At 70.1% G+C, this 22,383-nt stretch carries 19 protein-coding genes; 12 read left to right on the top strand and 7 right to left on the bottom strand.

Annotation, left to right across the window (positions count from 1 at the left end; all coding sequences use genetic code 11):
• Nucleotides 1-52: 52 nt before the first annotated feature.
• Together BM070_RS18950 and BM070_RS18945 are read right to left on the bottom strand one after the other, a co-directional pair.
• Complete coding sequence (locus BM070_RS18950) at nucleotides 53-1,600, bottom strand: methyl-accepting chemotaxis protein (RefSeq protein ID WP_092940912.1); 1,548 nt, start codon at nucleotides 1,598-1,600, stop codon at nucleotides 53-55.
• A gap of 209 nt (nucleotides 1,601-1,809) precedes the next feature.
• A complete protein-coding gene (locus BM070_RS18945) occupies nucleotides 1,810-4,023 on the bottom strand; it encodes a malate synthase G (protein WP_092940911.1) in 2,214 nt (737 codons plus the stop codon).
• A 362-nt stretch (nucleotides 4,024-4,385) separates the two neighbouring features.
• On the opposite strand from BM070_RS18945, the gene BM070_RS18940 reads away from it, so the two are divergent.
• The 3 genes from BM070_RS18940 (at nucleotide 4,386) to BM070_RS18930 (ending at nucleotide 6,596) form a co-directional block, all read left to right on the top strand.
• Nucleotides 4,386-5,318: a LysR family transcriptional regulator gene (locus tag BM070_RS18940; RefSeq protein WP_092940910.1), complete on the top strand. Its 933-nt coding sequence runs from the start codon at nucleotides 4,386-4,388 to the stop codon at nucleotides 5,316-5,318.
• A 25-nt stretch (nucleotides 5,319-5,343) separates the two neighbouring features.
• Complete coding sequence (locus BM070_RS18935; protein WP_245785299.1) at nucleotides 5,344-6,015, top strand: DUF3016 domain-containing protein; 672 nt, start codon at nucleotides 5,344-5,346, stop codon at nucleotides 6,013-6,015.
• Between the two features lie 125 nt (nucleotides 6,016-6,140).
• A complete protein-coding gene (locus tag BM070_RS18930) occupies nucleotides 6,141-6,596 on the top strand; it encodes a DUF2214 family protein (protein ID WP_092940909.1) in 456 nt (151 codons plus the stop codon).
• A 99-nt stretch (nucleotides 6,597-6,695) separates the two neighbouring features.
• Here BM070_RS18930 and BM070_RS18925 read toward each other — a convergent pair whose 3' ends face one another.
• Nucleotides 6,696-7,058: a PsiF family protein gene (locus BM070_RS18925; protein WP_092940908.1), complete on the bottom strand. Its 363-nt coding sequence runs from the start codon at nucleotides 7,056-7,058 to the stop codon at nucleotides 6,696-6,698.
• A 133-nt stretch (nucleotides 7,059-7,191) separates the two neighbouring features.
• Here BM070_RS18925 and argS point away from each other — a divergent pair, with 133 nt between their 5' ends.
• From argS to BM070_RS18895, 6 genes are all read left to right on the top strand, one after another.
• Complete coding sequence (gene argS, locus BM070_RS18920; protein ID WP_092940907.1) at nucleotides 7,192-8,901, top strand: arginine--tRNA ligase; 1,710 nt, start codon at nucleotides 7,192-7,194, stop codon at nucleotides 8,899-8,901.
• 17 nt (nucleotides 8,902-8,918) lie between these two features.
• Nucleotides 8,919-9,611: an SPOR domain-containing protein gene (locus tag BM070_RS18915; RefSeq protein WP_092940988.1), complete on the top strand. Its 693-nt coding sequence runs from the start codon at nucleotides 8,919-8,921 to the stop codon at nucleotides 9,609-9,611.
• 102 nt (nucleotides 9,612-9,713) lie between these two features.
• Complete coding sequence (locus tag BM070_RS18910; protein ID WP_092940906.1) at nucleotides 9,714-10,370, top strand: thiol:disulfide interchange protein DsbA/DsbL; 657 nt, start codon at nucleotides 9,714-9,716, stop codon at nucleotides 10,368-10,370.
• 319 nt (nucleotides 10,371-10,689) lie between these two features.
• Nucleotides 10,690-11,343: a lipopolysaccharide transport periplasmic protein LptA gene (gene lptA / locus BM070_RS18905; RefSeq protein ID WP_092940905.1), complete on the top strand. Its 654-nt coding sequence runs from the start codon at nucleotides 10,690-10,692 to the stop codon at nucleotides 11,341-11,343.
• A complete protein-coding gene (gene lptB, locus BM070_RS18900; RefSeq protein ID WP_434803202.1) occupies nucleotides 11,340-12,140 on the top strand; it encodes an LPS export ABC transporter ATP-binding protein in 801 nt (266 codons plus the stop codon). Before lptA ends, lptB begins: the two co-directional genes overlap by 4 nt.
• Nucleotides 12,140-13,714, top strand: coding sequence for an RNA polymerase factor sigma-54 (locus tag BM070_RS18895; protein WP_092940904.1), 1,575 nt, complete (start codon nucleotides 12,140-12,142; stop codon nucleotides 13,712-13,714). Before lptB ends, BM070_RS18895 begins: the two co-directional genes overlap by 1 nt.
• Here the strand turns inward: BM070_RS18895 and BM070_RS18890 are convergent, their stop codons facing one another.
• Both BM070_RS18890 and BM070_RS18885 read right to left on the bottom strand, forming a co-directional pair.
• Nucleotides 13,715-14,236 (bottom strand): TspO/MBR family protein, encoded by a 522-nt coding sequence (locus tag BM070_RS18890; protein WP_092940903.1) that lies wholly within the window; start codon nucleotides 14,234-14,236, stop codon nucleotides 13,715-13,717.
• A gap of 216 nt (nucleotides 14,237-14,452) precedes the next feature.
• Nucleotides 14,453-16,285 (bottom strand): methyl-accepting chemotaxis protein, encoded by a 1,833-nt coding sequence (locus BM070_RS18885; RefSeq protein ID WP_092940902.1) that lies wholly within the window; start codon nucleotides 16,283-16,285, stop codon nucleotides 14,453-14,455.
• Between the two features lie 138 nt (nucleotides 16,286-16,423).
• Between BM070_RS18885 and BM070_RS18880 the strand changes: the two genes are divergently transcribed.
• Both BM070_RS18880 and BM070_RS18875 read left to right on the top strand, forming a co-directional pair.
• A complete protein-coding gene (locus tag BM070_RS18880) occupies nucleotides 16,424-17,731 on the top strand; it encodes a THUMP domain-containing class I SAM-dependent RNA methyltransferase (protein WP_092940901.1) in 1,308 nt (435 codons plus the stop codon).
• Nucleotides 17,721-18,236, top strand: coding sequence for a putative toxin-antitoxin system toxin component, PIN family (locus BM070_RS18875; RefSeq protein WP_092940986.1), 516 nt, complete (start codon nucleotides 17,721-17,723; stop codon nucleotides 18,234-18,236). Before BM070_RS18880 ends, BM070_RS18875 begins: the two co-directional genes overlap by 11 nt.
• A 44-nt stretch (nucleotides 18,237-18,280) precedes the next feature.
• On the opposite strand, the gene BM070_RS18870 is transcribed toward BM070_RS18875, so the two are convergent.
• Both BM070_RS18870 and BM070_RS18865 read right to left on the bottom strand, forming a co-directional pair.
• Entirely contained in the window at nucleotides 18,281-20,257 is a 1,977-nt protein-coding gene (locus BM070_RS18870) for an ABC transporter ATP-binding protein/permease (RefSeq protein WP_092940900.1), read from the bottom strand.
• A gap of 165 nt (nucleotides 20,258-20,422) precedes the next feature.
• Complete coding sequence (locus tag BM070_RS18865; protein ID WP_092940899.1) at nucleotides 20,423-21,208, bottom strand: IclR family transcriptional regulator domain-containing protein; 786 nt, start codon at nucleotides 21,206-21,208, stop codon at nucleotides 20,423-20,425.
• 212 nt (nucleotides 21,209-21,420) lie between these two features.
• Here BM070_RS18865 and BM070_RS18860 point away from each other — a divergent pair, with 212 nt between their 5' ends.
• Nucleotides 21,421-22,344 carry a shikimate dehydrogenase family protein gene (locus tag BM070_RS18860; RefSeq protein WP_092940898.1) on the top strand — a complete coding sequence of 308 codons (924 nt, stop codon included), beginning with the start codon at nucleotides 21,421-21,423 and terminating at the stop codon, nucleotides 22,342-22,344.
• Nucleotides 22,345-22,383: the final 39 nt, after the last annotated feature.

Raw genomic sequence — 22,383 nt, 5'->3', positions numbered from 1 at the left:
TACATGCGTGCCTCCAGCTATCTTTTGGATAGCGGGGCGCGGCGTCAAGCCGTCATGCAGTGAGCCGGAATACGGCCACGGCCTGCGCGAGCTGGGCGGACTGCGCCTCCAGCGAGGCCGTGGCAGCGGCCGCTTCTTCCACCAGCGCCGCGTTCTGCTGGGTGACCTGGTCCATCTGCGTGACGGCCTGGTTCACCTGCTCCAGCCCGCGCGTCTGCTCCTGGCTGGCGGCGCTGATCTCGCCCACGATGTCGGTCACGCGGCGCACGCCGGCCACCACGTCGCTGATGACCTGGCCAGCCTCTTCCACCAGCCGGTTGCCGGCGTCCACCTGCGTCACCGAGTCGTCGATGAGGGCCTTGATCTCCTTGGCGGCGGTGGCGCTGCGCTGGGCCAGGGTGCGCACCTCGCTCGCCACCACGGCGAAGCCGCGCCCTTGTTCACCGGCGCGGGCCGCTTCCACGGCCGCGTTCAGCGCCAGGATGTTGGTCTGGAAGGCGATGGAGTCGATCACGCCGATGATGTCCACGATCTTGCGCGACGAGCTGTGGATGCCGCCCATGGTGCTGACCACGTTGCCCACCACGTCGCCGCCGCGCACCGCCAGCTCGGACGCCGAGCGCGCCAGCTGGTCGGCCAGCGCGGCGCTGTCGGCATTGCGGCGCACGGTGGCGGTCATCTCTTCCATGGAGGCGGCCGTCTGCTGCAGCGCGCTGGCCTGCTCTTCGGTGCGGCTGGAGAGGTCCAGGTTGCCGTTGGCGATCTCGCTGGAGGCCATGGCGATGTTGTCCGCGCCGAGGCGCACCTTGCCGACGGTGTCGCTCAGTTGCCGGCCCATGGCGTCCAGGGCGCGCAGCAGCTGGCCGGCCTCGTCGCGCGCGGTGCTTTCGGCGCGCACCGACAGATCGCCGGCCGCCACCGATTCGGCCACCGAGACGGCGCGGTGCAGCGGCCCGGTCACGCTGCGGGTGATGGCCCAGGCCAGCGCGATCGCCGCCACCGTGGCCAGCACGCCCAGCCCGATCAGCGCGTTGCGGCCGCCTTCGTAGTTGTTCTGCACCGACTGGGCCGCTGCATTGATCTGCTGGCGCTGGAAGTCCAGCAGTGCCTGCAGCCCCTCCAGATAGCCCTTGCCGGACGGCAGGAACTCGGCGTCGAGGATGCGCTGGGCATCTTCCGCGCGGCCCTCGGCCTTGGCCTTGTAGATCGCGTCGCGGGCCTTGATGAACTGCTGGCGCAGCACGCCGACCCGGTCGAACAGCGCCTGCTCCTCCGGGCCCGAGATGAGCTTGGCGAGCTGCTGCTGCTGCGCCGTCGATGCGCGCGACGCCTCGGCGTTCTCCTGCGTGAACTGGGTGGCCAGCGTGGCATCGGTGCTGCGCGCCACCAGGGAGTGGCGCGAGACGTTGCTGTAGATGGTGCGGTACCAGTCGGAGATGAGCCGTTCCTTGGTGAGCGGCAGGTTCATCATGACCGCCGTGTCGTTCGCCACCGAGTGCAGGCGCCCCGTGGCGGAAACCACCATGCCGATGATGAACAGCGTCATCAGGCCGAATGCCAGACCCAGGCGTTTGCCTATGGAGAAGTGATGGAGGTTCATGGAAATGGGAGGTGAGTCTTTCAGAACGTGAACACGTTCTAAGGGAAAACCCTAAAGGATAAGGGCACCCTCCGTTTATCCCCCGTTTCCCGCACTTCCTGCAGTGGGGCTGCGCCTCTTGACACGCCGGCTGGCCATGAAAAAAGGGCGCCCCATCGGGGCGCCCTTTTCCGTTCGGCCGTAGGCCCGTGTGCGGCGGGCCGTACGCGTCAGCGCGCAGCGCCCGCCTTCACCTTCAGGCGCCAGGCGTGCAGCAGCGGCTCGGTGTAGCCGCTGGGCTGTTCCACGCCCTTGAAGACCAGGTCGCAGGCGGCCTGGTAGGCGGCGGATTCGGCGAAGCGGCCGGCCATCTTCTGATAGGCCGCGTCGCCCGCGTTCTGCTGGTCCACCACGGCGGCCATGCGCTCGAAGGTCTCGCGCACCTGGGCTTCGGTCACCACGCCGTGCAGCAGCCAGTTGGCGATGTGCTGGCTGCTGATGCGCAGCGTGGCACGGTCTTCCATCAGGCCCACGTTGTGGATGTCGGGCACCTTGGAGCAGCCCACGCCCTGGTCCACCCAGCGCACCACGTAGCCCAGGATGCCCTGGGCGTTGTTGTCCAGCTCCTGCTGCTTCTCGGCCTCGCTCCAGTGCGGCTTGGGCGACACGGGGATGGTCAGCAGGCCGGTCAGCAGGTTGTCGCGCTCGGCGTCGGCGCTGGTCTTTTCCAGTTCCTTCTGCACTTCGGCCACGTTGACCTGGTGGTAGTGCAGGGCGTGCAGCGTGGCGCCCGTGGGGCTGGGCACCCAGGCGGTGTTGGCGCCGGCCTTGGGGTGGGCGATCTTCTGCTCCAGCATGGCCTTCATCAGGTCGGGCATGGCCCACATGCCCTTGCCGATCTGCGCCTTGCCGCGCAGGCCGCACGACAGGCCCACCAGCACGTTGTTCTTTTCATACGCCTGGATCCAGGCGCTGGCCTTCATGTCGCCCTTGCGCACCATGGGGCCGGCCTGCATGGCGGTGTGCATCTCGTCGCCGGTGCGGTCCAGGAAGCCGGTGTTGATGAAGGCCACGCGCGCCGAGGCGGCGGCGATGCAGGCCTTCAGGTTCACGCTGGTGCGGCGTTCCTCGTCCATGATGCCCAGCTTGACGGTGTTCTCCGGCAGGCCCAGCAGGCTTTCCACGCGGGCGAAGAGTTCGCTGGCGAAGGCCACTTCGGCCGGGCCGTGCATCTTGGGCTTGACGATGTAGACGCTGCCCTTGCGCGAGTTGCGGATGCCGTTCTGGCCCTTGCCCTGCAGGTCGTAGAGCGCGATGGTGGTGGTGACCACCGCGTCCAGGATGCCTTCGGGGATCTCGCGCTGCGTGCCCTGCGCGTCGGTCCACAGAACGGCCGGGTTGGTCATCAGGTGGCCCACGTTGCGCAGGAACATGAGCGAGCGGCCGTGCAGGCGCACTTCGCCGCTGCCGCCGGGCGCGGTGTAGATGCGGTCGCCGTTCAGGCCGCGGGTGACGGTCTGGCCGCCCTTGGCGAAGGATTCGGTCAGCGTGCCCTGCAGGATGCCCAGCCAGTTGGCGTAGCCGGCCACCTTGTCTTCGGCATCGACGGCGGCGACGGAGTCTTCCAGGTCGAGGATGGTGGAGAGGGCCGCTTCCACCACCAGGTCGCTCACGCCGGCCGGGTCGGTCTTGCCGATGGCCGTCGTGCGGTCGATCTGGATGTCGAGGTGCAGGCCGTTGTGGCGCAGCAGCACGGAAGAGGGCGCTGCGGCGTCGCCCTGGTAGCCCACGAACTGGGCGGCATCCTTGAGGCCGGTGGTGGCATCGCCCTGCAGCTGCACGACCAGCTGGCCGCCTGCCACGCGGTAGCCGGTGGCGTCCTTGTGCGAGCCGCTGGCCAGCGGCGCGGCCTGGTCGAGCACGTCGCGGGCGAAGGCGATCACCTTGGCGCCGCGCACGGGGTTGTAGCCCTTGCCCTTTTCGGCGCCGCCTTCTTCGGAGATGGCGTCGGTGCCGTAGAGCGCGTCGTACAGGCTGCCCCAGCGTGCGTTGGCGGCGTTGAGCGCGTAGCGCGCGTTCAGGATGGGCACCACCAGCTGCGGGCCGGCCTGGGTGGCGAGCTCATCGTCCACGTTGGCCGTGGTGGCCTGCACGCCCTGGGGCTGGGGCACCAGGTAGCCGATCTTTTCCAGGAAGGAGCGGTAGGCCACCATGTCGGTGATGGGGCCGGGGTTGGCCTTGTGCCAGGTGTCCAGCTCGGCCTGCAGGCGGTCGCGCTCGGCCAGCAGGGCGATGTTGCGCGGGCCCAAGTCGCGGACGATGGCGCCGAAGCCGGACCAGAACGCGGCCGAGTCGATGCCCGTGCCGGGCAGCACGCGGTCTTCGATGAAGCGATGCAGGGAGTGGGCCACTTGCAGGCCGTGAACGGTGGTGCGGTCGGTCATGGAATGTCTCTGTGTGCGGTGGAACGAGGGGTGGGTCTGTGCGAAAGCGACGGTTCCGGCCCGATGGCAGGCCAGAACCACGAGATCACTGTATTTGAATTCTTTATCCACATAAACGGCGTGCGAAGCGCAAAACCAGTGACTTTTGCGCAAAAGTGAAGCTGCAGGGCGGCTGGCTGGCGGCAGGGGGCGGGCCCGCTCGCCACCACGGCAGAGCCCGGGATGTACGGTTTGCTATCAAATAAATAGCATTATGCGTAGGTGGATCAAGCGCTTGAGGCCTATAAGGCTCAGGTTTCCAGCTGTGTAATCGTGGCGCTTTATGTGTCCAGCCGTGACATCCATCCGCATAATCGCCGCCCATGGACAAGCTCAAGGCGTTCGAATCCTTCGTCTCGGTCGCCACGCGCGGCAGCCTCACCGCCGCGGCGCGGGCCGAGGGCGTGGCCCCGGCCATCATGGGCCGCCGGCTCGATGCGCTGGAAGAGCACCTGGGCGTGAAGCTGCTGGTGCGCACCACGCGGCGCATCAGCCTCACGCACGAAGGCAGCGCCTTCCTGGAAGATTGCCAGCGCCTGATGACCGACGTGGCCAATGCCGAGGCCAGCGTCTCGGCCGGCGGCGTGCGGGCCACCGGCCATCTGCGCATCACCGCGCCGGCAGGTTTCGGCCGCCGCCACGTCGCGCCGCTGGTGCCGCGCTTTCGCGACCTGCACCCCGAAGTCTCCATCTCGCTGAACCTGAGCGACCGCGTGGTGGACATGGCCGGCGAAGGCTTCGACTGCGCCGTGCGCGTGGGCGACCTGCCCGATTCGTCGCTGGTCAGCGTGCGCATCGCCGACAACCGGCGCCTGTGCGTGGCCACGCCCGGCTACCTGGAGCGGCGCGGCGTGCCCACCCATCCGAGCCAGCTCGCCCAGCACGATTGCCTGACGCTGTCGAGCGACGCCTCGCAGACGCGCGGCTGGGCCTTCCGCCTGCCGCGCGAGGGCGACGGCGTGCCCGAGGTGATGCACTTCAAGCCCGGCGGCCCGCTGGACTGCTCCGACGGACAGGTGCTGCACGACTGGTGCCTGGGCGGCTGGGGCATCGCCTGGCGCAGCACCTGGGAGGTCGAGGCCGAGATCTCCGCCGGCCGCCTGGTGGCCGTGCTGGAGGAGTTCGCGGCGCCGCCCAACGGCATCTACGTGGTCTTCCCCCATGCCAAGCACCTGCCGCTGCGCGTGCGGCTATGGATCGACTATCTCAAGCACCACTACGCCCAGCCCGACTTCTGGCGCCGCGCCGGCGGCTGAGGCACTGCCGGGCCGCCGCGCAGCCGTGGCTGCATCAGCACCCATCGCCATCGCCATCACCGACAGAGAGAGGGAGAAGACCGCCATGCGCCTGCCGCCGCCCACCCATCCGCCCGCCGCCCCTCGTGCGGGCCGCCGCGCCCGATTCCGGCTGTGGCCTGCGGCCGCAGGCGCCGCCGCCCTGCTGCTGGCGGCCTGCGCGCAGCCGCCCGCCGTGCCCGCTGCCGCGCCAGCGCCGCAACCCTCCGCCCCGGCGTCGGCCCCCGCGCAGCCACGGGCCCAGGCGCAGGACGGCATTCCCGCCGGCATCGTCAGCATCACCTATGCCGACCCGGCGAAGATGAGCGATGCGCGCACTGCGCCCCGCGAATCCGCCCGAGCCCGCCGTGCCTGGCTCGACGCGCTCTGCCTCTACCTGGCCGACCGGGCCGCGCCGCTGCTGGAGCCCGGGCAGTTGCTGGACGTGCGGCTGGCCGACGTTCAGCGCGCCGGCCGGGCCGGGCCGCCGCGCATCGACCTGGAATTCACCCTGCGCACCGACGGCGGCCGCGTGCTGCGCCAGGGCCGCCGGCAGCTGGGCGAGGCATCGCCCGCGCCTGCGCAGCCAACCGCCGCTGCCGCCGCCGATCCGCTGGCCGCCGAAAAAGCGCTGCTCGACGCCTGGCTGCGCCGCGAATTTCCGTCCCGCGCCGGCTGATCCGCCGCCCGGGGCTGCCATGCGCCGCCGGGTGCTGCCGGGTAGCATGGCGCGGCATTCGCTCCGGGTGGCTCCGCCGCCCGGGGCGCCTTTCCCCACGACATTCGCTCAAGCGCCCATCCCCCATGACCACCGAAGCCCTGCTGGCCTACGCCCATCTGCTCGCCATCCTCGCCATGGTCACCTTCGTGGCCAGCCAGGCGGCGCTGTGCCGCACCGAATGGCTCAATGCCGCGGCGCTGGAGCGGCTGGCGCGCGTCGATCTGCTCTACGGCATCTCCGCGCTGCTGGTGCTGGCCACCGGCCTCGCGCGCACCTGGTGGGGCATCAAGGGCTTCGGGTGGTACTGGTCGCAGCCGTTGCTGCACGCCAAGGTCACGCTCTTCGTCGCCGTGGGCGTGCTGTCGCTGGTGCCCACGCTGCGCTATCGGCGCTGGCTGGGCGCCGTGCGTGCGGGTGGCGCGCTGCCCGCGGCAGGCGAGGTGCGCTCCACGCGCCGGCTGGTGATGGTCGAGGCGCACCTGCTCGCGGTGATCCCGCTGCTGGCCGTGTTCCTGGCGCGCGGCGTGGGAACGCGCTGACCTTTCTTGACGATCTGCCAAAGAAAAACCCCGCGCGCCGGGGTGCGGCGGGCGGGGTCGGGGCGGGCCGCCAGGCTGGCGGCCGGAGCCGGGCCGGGATCAGGCGGCGGGCTTGTTGCTCAGGCATTCCTTCATGAAGGCCTTGCGTTCGTCGCCCTTGAGCGTCTTTTCCTTGGCTTCGACGTTGCAGGTCTTCATCTTGGTCTGCTGCTTTTCCTGCTTGCTGGCGGACAGGCATTCCTTCATGAAGGCCTTGCGCTCGTCGCCCTTGAGCGTCTTTTCCTTGGCCTGGGCGTTGCAGGTGGCCATCTTGCCTTGCTGCGCGGTGTGCGCCTTGGCGGGGGCCGAGGCGGCGGCAGCCGGTGCGGATGCGGCAGCGGCCGGTGCGTCGGCGGCATGGGCGGCGACGCCCAGCGTCAGGGCGAGGGTGGCGGCGGACACCAGGGAAAGCAGACTCTTCATGTAATGCTCCTGCAGTTGAGAGGGGTAGTCAGGCCCTGCCTGGCGCCGGTCGTCGGCAGTGTTTGGCAGGGCCCAGGCAGCATAACGCTCGGGTGGGCCGAGCGGATGACCGGCCCCCGTAGAATCCGCCCCCATGCTCTCCGTCAAACAGGAATTGCTCGCGGCGCTGGCCGGCGAGCTGGAAAAACTCTCGCCCGGCACCGCCGGGCGAGCCGCCTTCGAATCGCCCAAGGTGGCCGCGCACGGCGACTTCGCCTGCACCGCCGCCATGCAGCTGGCCAAGCCGCTCAAGCTCAACCCGCGTGCGCTGGGCGAGCAGCTCAAGGCCGCGCTGGAGGCCACGCCGGCCTTCGCCCGCTGGGTCGATGCCATCGAGATCGCCGGCCCCGGCTTTCTGAACATTCGCCTGAAGCCCGCCGCCAAGCAGGAAGTGGTGCGCGAGGTGCTGGCCGCCGGCGAGCGCTTCGGCTACCAGCCCGACAACGGCCAGCGCGTGCTGGTCGAGTTCGTCTCCGCCAACCCCACCGGCCCGCTGCACGTGGGCCACGGCCGCCAGGCGGCGCTGGGCGATGCGATCTGCAACCTGTTCAGCACCCAGGGCTGGAAGGTGCACCGCGAGTTCTATTACAACGACGCGGGCGTGCAGATCGACACCCTGACCAAGAGCACGCAGCTGCGCGCCAAGGGCTTCAAGCCCGGCGACGATTGCTGGCCCACCGGCAGCGACAACCCGCTGGCCAAGAACTTCTACAACGGTGACTACATCGCCGACATCGCCGAGGCCTTCAAGGCCAAGGCCACGGTGAAGGCCGACGACCGCGAGTTCACGGCCAATGGCGATGTCGATGATTACGACAACATCCGCCAGTTCGCGGTGGCCTACCTGCGCAACGAGCAGGACAAGGACCTGCAGGCCTTCAACCTCCAGTTCGACGAGTACTACCTGGAGTCCAGCCTGTACACCAGCGGCCGCGTCGAGGCCACGGTGAACAAGCTCATCGCCAACGGCAAGACCTACGAACAGGACGGCGCGCTGTGGCTCAAGAGCACCGACTACGGCGACGACAAGGACCGCGTCATGCGCAAGCAGGACGGCACGTTCACGTACTTCGTGCCTGACGTGGCCTACCACATCGCCAAGTGGGAGCGCGGCTTCACCAAGGTCGTGAACATCCAGGGCACGGACCACCACGGCACCATCGCCCGCGTGCGCGCCGGCCTGCAGGCCGCCGACGTGGGTATTCCGCAGGGCTACCCCGACTACGTGCTGCACACCATGGTGCGCGTGGTCAAGGGCGGCGAAGAGGTCAAGATCAGCAAGCGCGCGGGCAGCTACGTCACGCTGCGCGACCTGATCGAGTGGACCAGCAAGGACGCGGTGCGCTTCTTCCTGCTCAGCCGCAAGCCCGACACCGAATACACCTTCGACGTCGATCTGGCCGTGGCGCAGAACAACGACAACCCGGTCTATTACGTGCAGTACGCCCATGCGCGCATCTGCTCGGTGCTGCGCGCTTGGGCAGAAGCCGGCGGCAGCGACGTGGCATCGCTCAAGGACGTGGACCTCTCGGCGCTGGAAGGCCCGCAGGCCCAGGCCCTGATGCTGCAGCTGGCCAAGTACCCCGAGATGCTCACCGCCGCCGCTGAGGGCGAGGCCCCGCACGACGTGACCTTCTACCTGCGCGACCTGGCCGCCAGCTACCACAGCTACTACGACGCCGAGCGCATCCTGGTGGACGACGAGGCCGTGAAGAAGGCCCGCCTGGCCCTCGTCGCCGCCACGGCGCAGGTATTGCACAATGGCCTGAAGGTGCTGGGCGTGGATGCGCCCGCCAGAATGTGAACGGCAAAGACCAAAAGATGAAACAGCAGCAACGCGGTGGGACGGCCGTCGGCCTCATCATCGGGATGATCGTCGGCCTGGGGGTTGCTCTGGCCGTGGCGGTGTACGTCACCAAGGTGCCGGTGCCCTTCCTGAACAAGGGCAACGCGCGCGGCTCCGAGCAGGACGAGGCCCAGCGCAACAAGAACTGGGACCCGAATTCGCCCCTGTACGGCAAGAACCCCGCGCGCCCGTCCGTGCCGGCCACGCCCGGTGGCGACCCCACCGCCGCGGGGGCCGTCACGCCCGCCACGCCGGCGGCGCCCGCAGCCGGCCCGGTGACGGCGCCGCCCGTGGCCGCCACCGCCTCCGCACCGCGCGCGGCCGCCAGCAAGCCGGCCACGGCCAGCGCCGACCCGCTGGGCGACCTGGCCAAGGCCCGCTCGGCGGCCAGCCCGGGCCCGGCGGCGCCGGCTGCGGCCTCCGGTGCCGATCCTTTCGACTACTTCGTGCAGGCTGGTGCCTTCCGCACCCAGGCCGACGCCGATGCGCAGCGCGCCAAGCTCGCCATGCTGGGCTGGGAGGCACGCGTGAGCGAGCGCGAGCAGAACGGCCGCACCGTCTATCGCGTGCGCGTGGGCCCCTTCGCCAAGCGCGACGATGCCGACGCGCTCAAGGGCAAGCTGGACGGCGCTGGCGTCGAATCCGCCCTGGTGCGCGTGCAGCGCTGAGCCTCCGGCGCGGGCCGCCTGGCCTGCGCCTGGGCCGCCCTGCGAAACTTTGCGGCCTCTGGCCGCTCAAATGTTCTGTCATGAACAAGGAGTGATCTCTTGATGAAACGCCGCGAGTTTTCCCTGTCCACCGCCTCGGCGCTGGCCGCTGCTGCCGTCGCCCTGCCGGTGGCCACCCCCGCCCTGGCGCAGCCGCGCCAGTTCAAGGAAGGCAAGGACTATGTGCGGCTGGCCAAGCCGGTGCAGACCGATGCGCCCGCCGGCAAGGTCGAGGTGATCGAGTTCTTCTGGTACAGCTGCCCGCACTGCAATGCCTTCGAGCCCGAGCTGGAAGCCTGGATCAAGGCCGCGCCCAAGGAGTTGCTGATCCGCCGCGTTCCCGTGGCCTTCAACGCCAGCTTCGTGCCGCAGCAGAAGCTCTACTTCGCGCTGGAGAGCATGGGCAAGGTGCCCGAGCTGCACGTCAAGGTGTTCCGCGCCATCCACGTCGAGCGCCTGCCGCTCAACAAGGACGACCTGATCTTCGACTGGATCGGCAAGCAGGGCGTGGACGTGGCCAAGTTCAAGGAAGCCTACAACTCCTTCTCCGTCTCCAACCAGGTGCGCAAGGCTGCCCAGCTGCAGGAAGCCTACGGCGTGGAAGGCGTGCCCTCGATGGGCGTGGCCGGCCGCTACTACACCGACGGCACCATGGCCGGCAGCATGACCGGCGTGCTGCAGGTGGTGGACTACCTGGCGGCCCAGGCCCGCAAGGGCTGAGGCAAGGAGCTGGGGGGCTGCCCCGGCTCGCCACCAAGACATTCCAAGCGCGCCTCTGGCGCGCTTTTTCTTTCCGGGATGCCGGGGCGCTCCCGGCATTGAGGCGTGGGGCCGGTCCGCCGGCCGCCTGCCTGCCGCGGCGGTGGCGCTGACCGTGCCGAACGGGGAATTCATGCAGGCTTCTTACCCGGGCCGCGCAGGCCGTGCATGATGCTGGGCTTGTCGCCTGGCGTGGCCCTCTGGCAACCCCGGCCCTGGCAAGCGCTTTCTGCGGACCTGAAGCATCAGGTCAGTACAATGTCTGCAAGATTCGTGCCCTATGAGAACAAGACTGCTCCCGCTCCTTCTGCTCTGCGCGCTGGCCTGTGCCTCGTGGGGCGCCCGCGCCGAAAAGGCCGATCGCAACAAGCCCATGAACATCGAGGCGGACTCCCTGCGCCACGATGAGCTGCAGCAGACCAGCGTGTTCACCGGCCGCGTCGTGCTGACCAAGGGCACCATGGTGCTGCGCGGCGCGCGGGTCGATGTGCGGCAGGACCCGGAAGGCTTCCAGTACGGCGTGGTGACGGCCGAGCCCGGCAAGCGCGCCTTCTTCCGCCAGAAGCGCGACACCGTGGCCGGCGCGCCCGATGAATTCGTCGAAGGCGAGGCCCAGACCATCGAATACGACGGCCGTGCCGACACGGTCAAGCTCATCGGCCGCGCCGAAATGCGCCGCTACCGCGGCGGTGCGCTCTCCGACGAGATGGCCGGTGCGGTCATCTTCTACAACAGCGTGACCGATGTGCTGACCGTCGATGGCCAGCGCACGGCGCCTGCGGGCACGCCCTCGGGCACCCCCGGCGGCCGCGTGCGCGCGGTGCTGGCGCCCAAGGAGTCCGCTCCCGCAGCGCCGGCGGCGACGCCAACGCCTGCCACGCCCGCACCCACCCTGCGGCCCAGTACCGACATGAAGAGCGGTGCGAGCAAGTGAGCGAATCCCTTTCCTCCCCCATTTCCACGTCCGCGGCCGCCAGCGCTGCAGCCCCGGGCAGCCGCCTGGAGGCGCGGCACCTGCAGAAGTCCTACGGCAGCCGCAAGGTGGTCAAGGACGTGTCGCTCACCGTGCAGAAGGGCGAAGTCGTCGGCCTGCTGGGCCCCAACGGCGCGGGCAAGACCACGTCGTTCTACATGATCGTCGGGCTGGTGCGCAGCGACGGCGGCGACATCGTCATCGACGGCCAGTCGGTCGCCAACATGCCCATCCACCGGCGCTCGCGCCTGGGGCTGTCGTACCTGCCGCAGGAAGCGTCCATCTTCCGCAAGCTGAACGTGGAAGAGAACGTGCGTGCCGTGCTGGAGCTGCAGAAGGACGCTGACGGCAAGCCGCTTTCCCGCGCCGAGATCGAGGAGCGCCTGACCGCGCTGCTGCAGGAGCTGCGCGTGGAGCACCTGCGCGCCTCGCCCGCGCTGGCCCTCTCGGGCGGCGAGCGCCGCCGCGTGGAGATCGCCCGGGCCCTGGCCACGCAGCCGCGCTTCATCCTGCTGGACGAGCCCTTCGCCGGCATCGACCCCATCGCCGTGATCGAGATCCAGCGCATCATCGGCTTCCTGAAGGAGCGCGGCATCGGCGTGCTCATCACCGACCACAACGTGCGCGAGACGCTGGGCATCTGCGACCACGCCTTCATCATCAGCGACGGCACCGTGCTGGCGCAGGGCACGCCCGCCGACATCGTGGACAACGCCGAGGTGCGCCGCGTGTACCTGGGCGAGCATTTCCGGATGTGATGAAACCCGGCCTTTCCCTGCGGGTCTCCCAACACCTCGCGCTCACCCCCCAGCTGCAGCAATCGATCCGGCTGCTGCAGCTCTCCACGCTGGAGCTGTCGCAGGAAGTCGAGCAGATGCTCGACGACAACCCCTTCCTGGAGCGCAACCTCGAAGACGCCCCGCGCGAGGAGTTCGGCCTGCCCCAGGCCGACACGCCCGTGGCGGAGGACGACTCGCTCTACGGCGCCGCCTCGGCCAGCGCCACCACCGCCACGGCCGCCGAGAGCGGGGGCGATGCCGATGTGCCCGCCGGCCCCGACGCCGTCACCGAAGCGCCCGACTGGGAAGGCGACGGCACGGTGGACTTCTCGCCCGACGACAGCGAATGGGGCGGCGACGCCCCCGCGCGCAACCGCACCGGCGACGACGACGGCCAGGCCGATGCCACCGAACTCGCCCGCAGCGGCGAATCGCTCACCGCCTTCCTGCACCGCCAGGCGCTGTCGCTGCGCCTCTCGCCGCTGGACACGGCCGCGCTGCGCTTTCTCATCGAATCGCTCAACGACGACGGCTACCTGGACGAGCCCCTCGAATCGCTGGCGCAGAGCCTGGCGGGCGACGCCGACCTCGAACAGCTCGAAGAGCTGGTCCACCGCTTCACCGTGGCCCTGCGCCTGCTGCAGAGCCTGGAGCCCACCGGCGTGGGCGCGCGCGGCCTGGCCGAATGCCTGACGCTGCAGCTGCGCGCCCTGGCCGAAGCCCGCGAGGCCGATGCCGACGTGCTGCAGGTCGCGCTGCGCATCTGCGAGCAGCCGCTGGAGATGCTGGCCAAGCGCGACGTGCGCCGGCTCACGCCGCTGTGCGGCGGCGGCAGCGAAGAGCGCACCCGCGCCGCCATGGCGCTGATCGCGCGGCTGGAGCCCCGGCCCGGCCGGCGCTTCGTCGAGGTGGAGCGCAACATCATCGTGCCCGACGTCATCGTCAAGAAGACCGGGCGCGGCGCGCAGCAGAACTTCAGCGTGCAGCTCAACCCCGACGTGATGCCGCGCCTGCGCGTGCACGACGTCTATGCCGGCGCGCTGCGCGGCAACCGGGGCGGCGAGGGCCACCAGGCCATGCAGCAGCGGCTGCAGGAGGCGCGCTGGTTCATCAAGAACATCCAGCAGCGCTTCGACACCATCCTGCGCGTATCGCGCGCCATCGTGGACCGGCAGCGCAACTTCTTCGTGCATGGCGAGCTGGCCATGCGGCCGCTGGTGCTGCGCGACATCGCCGACGAGCTCGGCCTGCACGAATCGACCATCAGCCGCGTGACCACGGCCAAGTACATGGCCACGCCCCAGGGCACCTACGAGCTGAAGTACTTCTTCGGCTCGGGCCTGGGCACCGAGACCGGCGGCAATGCCTCCAGCACGGCGGTGCGGGCGCTCATCAAGCAGTTCGTGTCGGCCGAGAGCCCGGCCAAGCCGCTCTCGGACAGCCAGATCGCCGAAATGCTCAAGGAGCAGGGCATCGAATGCGCCCGCCGCACGGTGGCCAAGTACCGCGAGGCGCTGCGCATCGCCCCGGCCAACCTGCGCAAGGCGCTGTGATCAGCCCAGCAGCTGCGGGTTCATGCGCCAGAGCGTGAAGTTGAGCGCCGCGGCGAAGCTGATCCAGGCCAGATAGGGCACCAGCAGCGCACTGGCCAGCGGCTTGATGCGCCAGAAGCCCGCCAGCGTGGCGGCCACCGTCAGCCACAGCAGAGCGATGTCGGCCAGCGCCCAGGCGCCCAGATGCCAGGCGAAGAACAGCCAGCTCCAGAGCCCGTTGAGTAACAGCTGCACGCAAAAGAGCGTCAGCGCCCGGCGGCGCCCGTCGCCGCTGCCGGCGGGCTCGCGCCACACCAGCCAGGCGGCGATGGCCATCAGCGCATAGAGCACCGTCCAGACCGGCCCGAAGACGCCGGGCGGCGGCGACCAGGAAGGCTGCGTGAGCTGCGCGTAGAACGCCGGTGCCTGCACCGAGGCCACGCCGCCGATGGCGGCCGTGGCGAAGGCCAGCACCAGCCAGCCGGCCAGGGCCAGCCAGGTGTGGGCGGTGGAGCGGGGGAGGGGGGCTGCGTGACGGGACATGGCTGCAATGTAGGGGGGGCGGAGGCTGCTGGTACGGGCGGGCGCATGCCGGTGTTTGTAGGACGGCAGGCCGATCTCGCTGCGCTACGGCCCTCCCCGTGGTTGGTTTTGCTATTGAATTAATAGCTATATGCCCAGGTGGATCAAGCGCTGCAGCCCGAAAAGTGCCTGATGTGGCGCCCGGCGCCTGGTGCCCGGATAAACCGCTCCGCGCACTCAGTGCCGCGGCAGCGCCGGCAGCGCGGCGTCGCCGCCCGCCGCCAGCTTGAAGCCCGCCACCGCATCGGCCAGCTGCGCCGCCTGCTGCTGCAGCGACTGCGCGGCGGCGGTGGCTTCTTCCACCAGGGCGGCGTTCTGCTGCGTGGCCTGGTCCATCTGGCTCACGGCGCCGCCGACTTCGGCGATGCCGGTGCTCTGCTCCTGGGTGGCGGCGCTGATCTCGGCCACGATGGCGGTCACGCGGCGCACGCTGTCCACCACCTGGTCCATGGTGCCTCCGGCGTCCTGCACCAAGCGGCTGCCGGCATTGACCTGGGCGACCGAGCCATCGATGAGGGCCTTGATCTCCTTGGCGGCGGTGGCGCTGCGCTGGGCCAGGATGCGCACTTCGCTGGCGACGACGGCGAAGCCCCGGCCCTGCTCGCCCGCACGGGCGGCCTCGACGGCGGCGTTGAGCGCCAGGATGTTGGTCTGGAAGGCGATGCCGTCGATCACGCCGATGATGTCCACGATCTTGCGGGCCGAGGCCTCGATGCCGCCCATGGTCGTCACCACCTGGCCCACCACGCCGCCGCCGTGCACGGCGATTTCCGAGGCCTGGTCGGCCAGCTGCCGGGCCTGGCGCGCGTTGTCGGCGTTCTGCTTGACGGTGGCCGTCAGCTGCTCCATGGCGGCGGCGGTTTCCTCCAGCGAGCTGGCCTGCTGCTCGGTGCGGGCGGAGAGATCCTGGTTGCCGCTGGCGATCTCGCTGGTCGCCACGCGCACCGATTCGGACGACTCGCGGATGCGGATCAGCACGGCGGCGATCTTGTCCACGAAGCGGTTGAAGGCGCTGGCGATCTGCGTCAGCTCGTCGTTGCCGTGGGTGGCGAGGCGGCGCGTCAGATCGCCCTCTCCGGAGGCGATGTCCTCCAGCGCGTCGCGCACCAGCGCCAGGCGGCGCAGCTGGCGGCTCACCCCCACGGTCACCAGCGCCACCGCCATCAGCACGCACAGCGCGGTGATGCCGGCGGCCACCTGCAGCAGCGTCTGCACCGACTGCGTGGCCTGCGCGCGGTCGATGGCGACGGCCAGGGTCCAGGGCGTGCCCTCGACCTTGGCGGCGTAGAGCAGCTGGTCGGCGCCGTCGATCACCGCGTCGGCATGACCGCCCCGCTCGGCCAGCTCGCGCAGCTGCGCGGCGTCCAGCTCCTGGGCGATCGCGGCCACGGGCTTGAGCGCCAGGTCCGCCTTGGCGTACGACAGGATGTTGCCGTCGCCGTCCAGCAGGAAGGCGAAGCTCTTGGGGATGGGGTGGATGGCGTTGACCTTGCGGGTCACCGTGTCCAGATGCATGTCGGTGCCCACCACCGCCGTGGGCTGGCCGGCCGGGCCCACGGGCTCCACGAAGCTGATGGTGAGCTTGCCGGTGCTGGCGTCCACATAGGCCGGCGTGAGCGCCGGGCCGCCCGCCTGGACGGCCTGCTTGTACCAGGGGCGCGCGGTGCCGTCGTAGCCCGCCGGCATGGGGTGGGCGAAGATGTTGCGCTTGTCGGCATAGACGAAGTAGGCGTCGTCGAACGCGCCGGCCTGCTTGGCGGCGAGCAGGAAGGGCACGGGCTCGGCCTGGCCCACGGCCGCCTTGAGGGAGCCGGTGATGCGCTGCTTGTCGCGCACCCACTCGGCCAGCTCCGCCGCATGGGTGCGGGTGAGCTGCCCGATGCGCTCGTCCAGCCCCTCCAGCGTGTTCTTGCGCACGACCAGGAACGTCGCCAGGGCCAGTGCGAAGAGGGACAGGACGGTGATGGCCACGCAAATGCCGATCAGCCGGGCGCGCAGGGTGTTGAGCATGGGAAGGGCGGGTCGAGCGGGTGGAGGTGCGGAATATCGTACAGCGCTGCCGGCGCTTTCCGCACCCTGGCGGCAAGGGGCGCCGGCAGCCCGCCCGCCGGCCTGCGGGCACACTCCGCGTATCCTTGGCGCCTCTCTATGAATCAATTGCAACTCTTCCTGCCCTGCGCCGCCGGCGTCGAGGGCTATCTGGCGGACGAAGTCCACGCCATCACCGGCCTGACCGGGCACGACCTGCTCACCGGCCGCGGCGGCGTGCTGGTGCGCGCCTCGTGGCGCGACGCCATGCGCCTGAACCTGCACAGCCGGCTGGCCCAGCGTGTGCTGGTGCAGCTGGCCCACCGCCCCTACCGCAACGAGGGCGACCTCTACGGCCTCGCCAGCGGCGTGGCCTGGGAAATCTGGTTCACCACGCGCCAGAGCTTCAAGATCGAAGTCACCGCCCAGCACAGCCCGCTCAACAGCCTGAACTTCGCCGCGCTCAAGGTGAAGGACGCCGTCGCCGACCGCTTCCGCGCCAAGGGCGGCGCCCGCCCCGACGTGAACACGCAGTGGCCCGACGTGCGCATCCACCTGCACCTGACCACCGACGAGGCCACGATCTACATCGACACCTCGGGCGAGGCGCTCTTCAAGCGCGGCTGGCGCGAGGACAAGGGCGACGCGCCGCTCAAGGAAACGCTGGCCGCCGCCATGATCGCCGCCAGCGGCTGGGACCCGCTGGGCGATGCGCCGGTGCCGCTCTACGACCCCTGCTGCGGCAGCGGCACCATCGCCATCGAGGCCGCGCAGATCGCCTGCCGCATTCCGCCCGGCATGCAGCGGCGCTTCGCGTTCGAAAAGCTGCTGCCCTTCCAGGCGCACGTCTGGTCTGCCATCAAGAACGAAGCGGAAGGCGCCATCATCGCGCCGGCTGCGCCGGTTTTCGGCAGCGACGTGTCGCACCGCATGGTGGACTTCGCCCAGCGCAACGCCGAGCGCGCGGGCGTGGCCCAGGCCGTGCAGCTGCGCGGCGGCGACGCGCTGCAGCGCATGCCGCCCACCGAGCAGCCCGGCGTGCTGCTGCTGAACCCGCCCTATGGCGAGCGCATCGCCGCCGCCGGCACCTTCGGCCGCAATGCGGCCGAGCGCATGAGCCAGCTGGACCGCGCCGGCCGCGAAACCGCTCAGACCGAGGACGGCAGCGAATTCTTCAGCCAGCTCGCCTCGCACTGGAAGAAGAACTACAGCGGCTGGACCGCCTGGATGCTCACGCCCGACCTGAAGCTGCCCAGCCAGATGCGGCTGAAGGAATCGCGCCGCGTGCCGATGTGGAACGGCCCCATCGAATGCCGGCTGTTCCGCTTCGACATGATCAAGGGCGCGGTGCGCGAGCGCGGGTCCAAGGCCGCTTCTGCTGCACCGGCGGCCGACGGCGCCGCGGGTGGTGCTGCCGATGCCGGTTGAGTTCCGCCTGCCCGCCGCGCCGGGCGAGGGCGAGGCGGTGCGCCCCGTGGTGGTGGACACCAACGTCGCCCTCGATCTGCTGATCTTCTCGGACCCGCGCACCGCCCCGCTGCGCCAGGCGCTGGCCGAGGGCCGGCTGGAGTGGATCGCCACCCAGGTCATGCGCGACGAGCTGGAGCGCGTGCTGGCCTATCCGCACATCGTGGCGCGCATGGAGTTCTACCGCGTGAGCGCCGCCCAGGTGCTGGCCGCCTTCGACGCCCAGGCCCGCCTACGCGACGTGGCGCCCCGCGTGGCCTACGTCTGCAAGGACGCGGACGACCAGAAGTTCATCGACCTGGCCGCCGCGCACGCCGCCATCCTGCTCAGCAAGGACAAGGCCGTGCTCTGCATGCGCAAGCGGCTGATGCTGCTCGGCGCGGACATCGCCACCGCGCTGGTGCTGGAAGACGCGGCAGCCGCAGCGGCAGCCTCCGAGGCCGCGGCAACCGCAACGGCGGCCTGAGCGCCTCGCGGCGCAGAGCGGCGCTGCTTGCCGCTCCTTTCCGTTCAATCCCCCTCGAAGCGGAACCCGTCCGCCGGGTGCAGCGACCAGCCGCCGTCGCCCGTCAGGCGCAGCACGTGCGTGTGGTGCGCCAGCACGGCGGCCCGGTGGGCGATGCTGATCAGCGTGGCGCCGCTCTCGCGCAGGCTGCGGTAGAGCCGCGCCTCGTTGGCGCTGTCGAGCGCGCTGGTGGCCTCGTCCAGGATCACCACGCGCGGCCGGCGCACCAGCACGCGGGCGAAGGCCAGGCGCTGCTGCTCGCCCATGGACAGCTGCTTTTCCCAGTCGCGCTGCGCGTCCAGCCCGCCCACGCGCTCGGCCAGGTCGGGCAGCTGCACGTCGTGCAGGATCTGCAGCAGCTCGGCATCGGAGCGCGGCGTGGACTGCGCCGGATAGATCATCTGGCTGCGCAGCGAGCCGGGCTGCATGTAGGGGCGCTGGGGCAGGAAGAACACGTCCTCCATCGGCGGGTGGTGCACCACGCCCTCGCCCGTGCGCCAGAGCCCGGCGATGGCGCGCAGCAGCGAGCTCTTGCCGCAGCCGCTGGCGCCGGTGATGAGCAGTGCGTCGCCGGGCTGCATCTCCAGCGTGAGATCGCGCACCAGCAGGCGGGCGTAGCCCGGGGTGTAGAGCGTCAGCGCCTCGATGGCGAAGCGCTCGCCGGGGCGGGCCTCGATCTCGCGGCCCGGGCGCGGTGCGCCGTGCAGGGGGCGTGTGGGCCTGGGCGAGAGCGATGCCACCGGCGCGGCGGCATGCTGCGGGCCGGCGGGCGTGGCATGCGCTGCGTCGGCCCATTGCTGGCGGCGGGCCTGGCGCCGCTCGCGCAGCTCCTGCCGGCGCGCGCGGCGTGCGGCCGTCACGGCTTCGGGCTCGGGCGGCTCGTGGCGCTCGGGCGCGCCCAGCAGGGCCTGGTGCAGGGTATCCAGCCGCCCGATGCCGGCGACGAAGCGGCTCAGGCTCTCGAAGTTGTCCACGATCAGCGAGACCGAGGCCAGCACCGCCGCGAAGGCGCCGGCGGCCTGGATGGCGCGGCCCACTTCCATGTCGCCCGAGAGCACGGCGTCGGCCAGGATGATGCTGGGGATCACCATCGTGAGCTGGCTGAAGGCGCGCTGGAAGAGGTTGAGCGAGCGCTGGCGCTTGATGAGCCGCGCGTAGTTGTTGAACACCGCCTGGAAGCTGTGGTCCAGCTGGGCGCGCTCCTGCGCCTCGCCGCGGTAGAAGGCGATGGATTCGGCGTTCTCGCGCAGGCGCATCAGGCCGAAGCGGAAGTCGGCCTCGCGCCGCAGCTGCCAGAAGTTCAGCCGGATCAGCGGCGCCCCGAAGACGTAGAGCGCCACCACCGTGCCCACCAGCGCATACACCGCGAGAAAGGCCACCAGCACGTGCGAGATCGACCACAGCACGGCGCTGAAGGCCACCAGCTGCATGCCCGCGCCGATGAAGATCAGCAGGAAGTGCGTGGAGCGGCCGGTGAAGCTGTTGATGTCTTCGCTGATGCGCTGGTCGGGGTTGTCGATCGTGCCCTGGGCGTTGAGCTCGTAGTAGCGCCTGCCGTTCAGGTAGCCGTCAAGGAAGCGATGCGTGAGCCAGCGCCGCCAGTGGTTGGCGAAGGCGTCGCGCATATAGTAGTAGAAGGCATAGACCGGCACCGCGAAGGCCAGCACGATCAGGCAGGTGTGGACGGCGTCCCAGAAGCGCTCGCGCTCGCGGGCGGCCAGGGCCGAGGTCATCTCGCCGGAGCTATCGACCAGCATCACGGCCAGCTGGGTTTCCAGCAGCATCAGCAGCACCAGCAGGCCCATCAGCGACCAGGCCGCGAAGCGCTTGTCGCCCAGCCAGTAGGGCTTGGCCACGGTCATGAACTGCCGCCAGGCGGCCATCGACAGCGAGGGCGTGTGCCGCGCGGGGTCCGTGGCCTCAGGAGGTGATGCGGCAGCCTCGGGCAGAGGGTCTGCGGCGGCGGTGGCTGAGGAAGGCATGCGGGAACGGTGCTGAACGAGGCGGGAGCGCTGAGTGAGACGATATGTTGCAGCGCCGCATGCGGCTGTCGGACACGGCCCACGCGGCGCTACGGAAACGTCCGCGATCGCCGCCGGGTGGGCCTGTCCGTGCGTCTTTCCTTCAGCGAAGTCCGAGCGCGGCTTTCAGATCAGGTTGCGCATGGCCTGGGCCGTCTCGCGCAGCACGGGCAGTACGCGCGCCACCGCATCGTCCGAGCTTTCGTGGCCCATCGGCATGGTGATGTTGAGCGCGCCCACCAGGGTGCCGTGGCGGTCGCGCAGCGGCACGGCGATGCCGCGCGAGTTGAGGTCCAGCTGCTGCTCGGAAAGCGACCAGCCCTGGGCGCGGATGCGTGCCAGCTCCAGCTGCATGCGCTCCAGGCTGGCGATGGTGTAGGGCGTGAACACCTGCAGCGGGCGGCTGGCCAGCCACTGGGCCAGCTCGGCATCGCTGCGCATGGCCAGCATCAGCATGCCGGCGGCGGTCACCTGGGCGGGCACGCGCGCGCCCAGCACGTAGCCGGTGCTCATGCTGCGGTTGGGGCCGTTGCGGGCGATATAGACCACCTCGTCGCCGTCCATCACGCTCAGGTAGGCGATCTCGCTGGTGCCGGCCGCCACCCGCTGCAGGAAGGGCTGCACCACGCGCGGCAGCCGCGCCGATTCGAGGTAGGAGCGCCCCAGCCGCAGCACGCGCGGCGTCAGCCAGAACAGCTTGCCGTCGCTGGCGACGTAGCCCATGTGCTGCAGCGTCAGCAGGTAGCGCCGGGCGGCGGTGCGGGTCATGCCGGTGCGCTGGCCGGCCTGGCTGGCGGTCATGCGCGGGTGGGCGTCGTCGAAGGCCTCGATGATGCTCACGCCGCGCTCCAGGCCGGCGATCCAGTCGCGCTTGTCCAGCCCCGCGGGGGCTGCGGATTCTTCTTCAAGCATGGGCTGGGAGTGTGCCTCGTACCGTGGGAGGGAAGGGGGCCGGGGCCTCCTGGCGAAAACCCTGGTTCTGTTCGATTGTCGAACGTTATTGTGCGTTAAACGATCGTTCTCGGGGTCGAAGCCGCCATGCAGGGCGGGGCCCGGGCTATAAACCGGGAGTGCAGCCGCCCCGGTGGGCGAACTGCGTTCGGACCCTCGGAGTGCCTGCCCCCATGAGCCAACCCATCACCGGTGATACCCAGGTCTATCTGCTGCCCGGCGACCCCGTGCGCAACGTGCGGCTGCCGCGCATGTTCAATGCCGTCTTCGCGCGCTTCGGCATCGACGCCGTGATGGTGCCGGTGCAGGTGCCGGTGCGCGACTTCGCCGTGCATTTCCGCGCCTCGTTCCTGGCGCACAACCTGCGCGGCATGGTCATCGCGCCGCCGCACAAGCCCCGCGTGGTCGATCTGCTCGACAGCTGCGGCCTCTGCGCGCGCGTGGCCGAATCGGTCAACGTGGTGCGCCGCACCGACGACGGCCAGCTCGAAGGCGATCTGTTCGACGGCGACGGCCTGCTGGACGCGCTGGACCACTACGGCATCCCGTTCCGCGGCAAGCGGGTGCTGATCCTGGGCGCGGGCGTGAGCGCCGCGGCCATCGGGCTGGCGCTGGTCGAGGGCGGCACCGTCAACGGCGCCGAATACATCGCCTTCCACGACACCGTCTCTGGCAAGGCGGCCGGCGTGGCGGCCCAGCTCGACGCCTTCTTCGACGCCACCATCGTGGCCGTGGACAGCAACGCGCCCGAGGGCTACGACCTCGTCATCAACGCCACGCCGCTGGGCCTGCAGGACGCCGACGCCAGCCCCGTGGACGTGCAGCGCATGGACGCCCATGCCGCGCTCTTCGACATCCTGCTGCGCAACCAGCCCACGCCGCTGGTGCGCGCCGCCCGCGCGCGCGGCCTGCATGCCCAGGCCGGCTTCGAGATGCTGATCCAGCAGATGCCGCACTACTTCCGCTATTTCGGCTACCCCGAGGTGGCCGACGCGCTGTGCGAGGACATGACCTTCCTGCGCGAAATCATCTACCCGCCCGCGATGCGCGCCGAGATCGCCGCGCCCATCCGCTACCGCTCGGCCAACGTCGCCTGAAGGGCGGCGCCTGCGGCTTGTTCCTTCTTCCTTTCCGCT

The sequence above is a fragment of the Paracidovorax wautersii genome, from assembly GCF_900113035.1.
GTDB classification, from domain to species: Bacteria; Pseudomonadota; Gammaproteobacteria; order Burkholderiales; family Burkholderiaceae_C; genus Paracidovorax; species Paracidovorax wautersii.
Note: the sequence above shows the minus strand (reverse complement) of the source record. Positions and strands in the feature narration are given on the sequence as shown.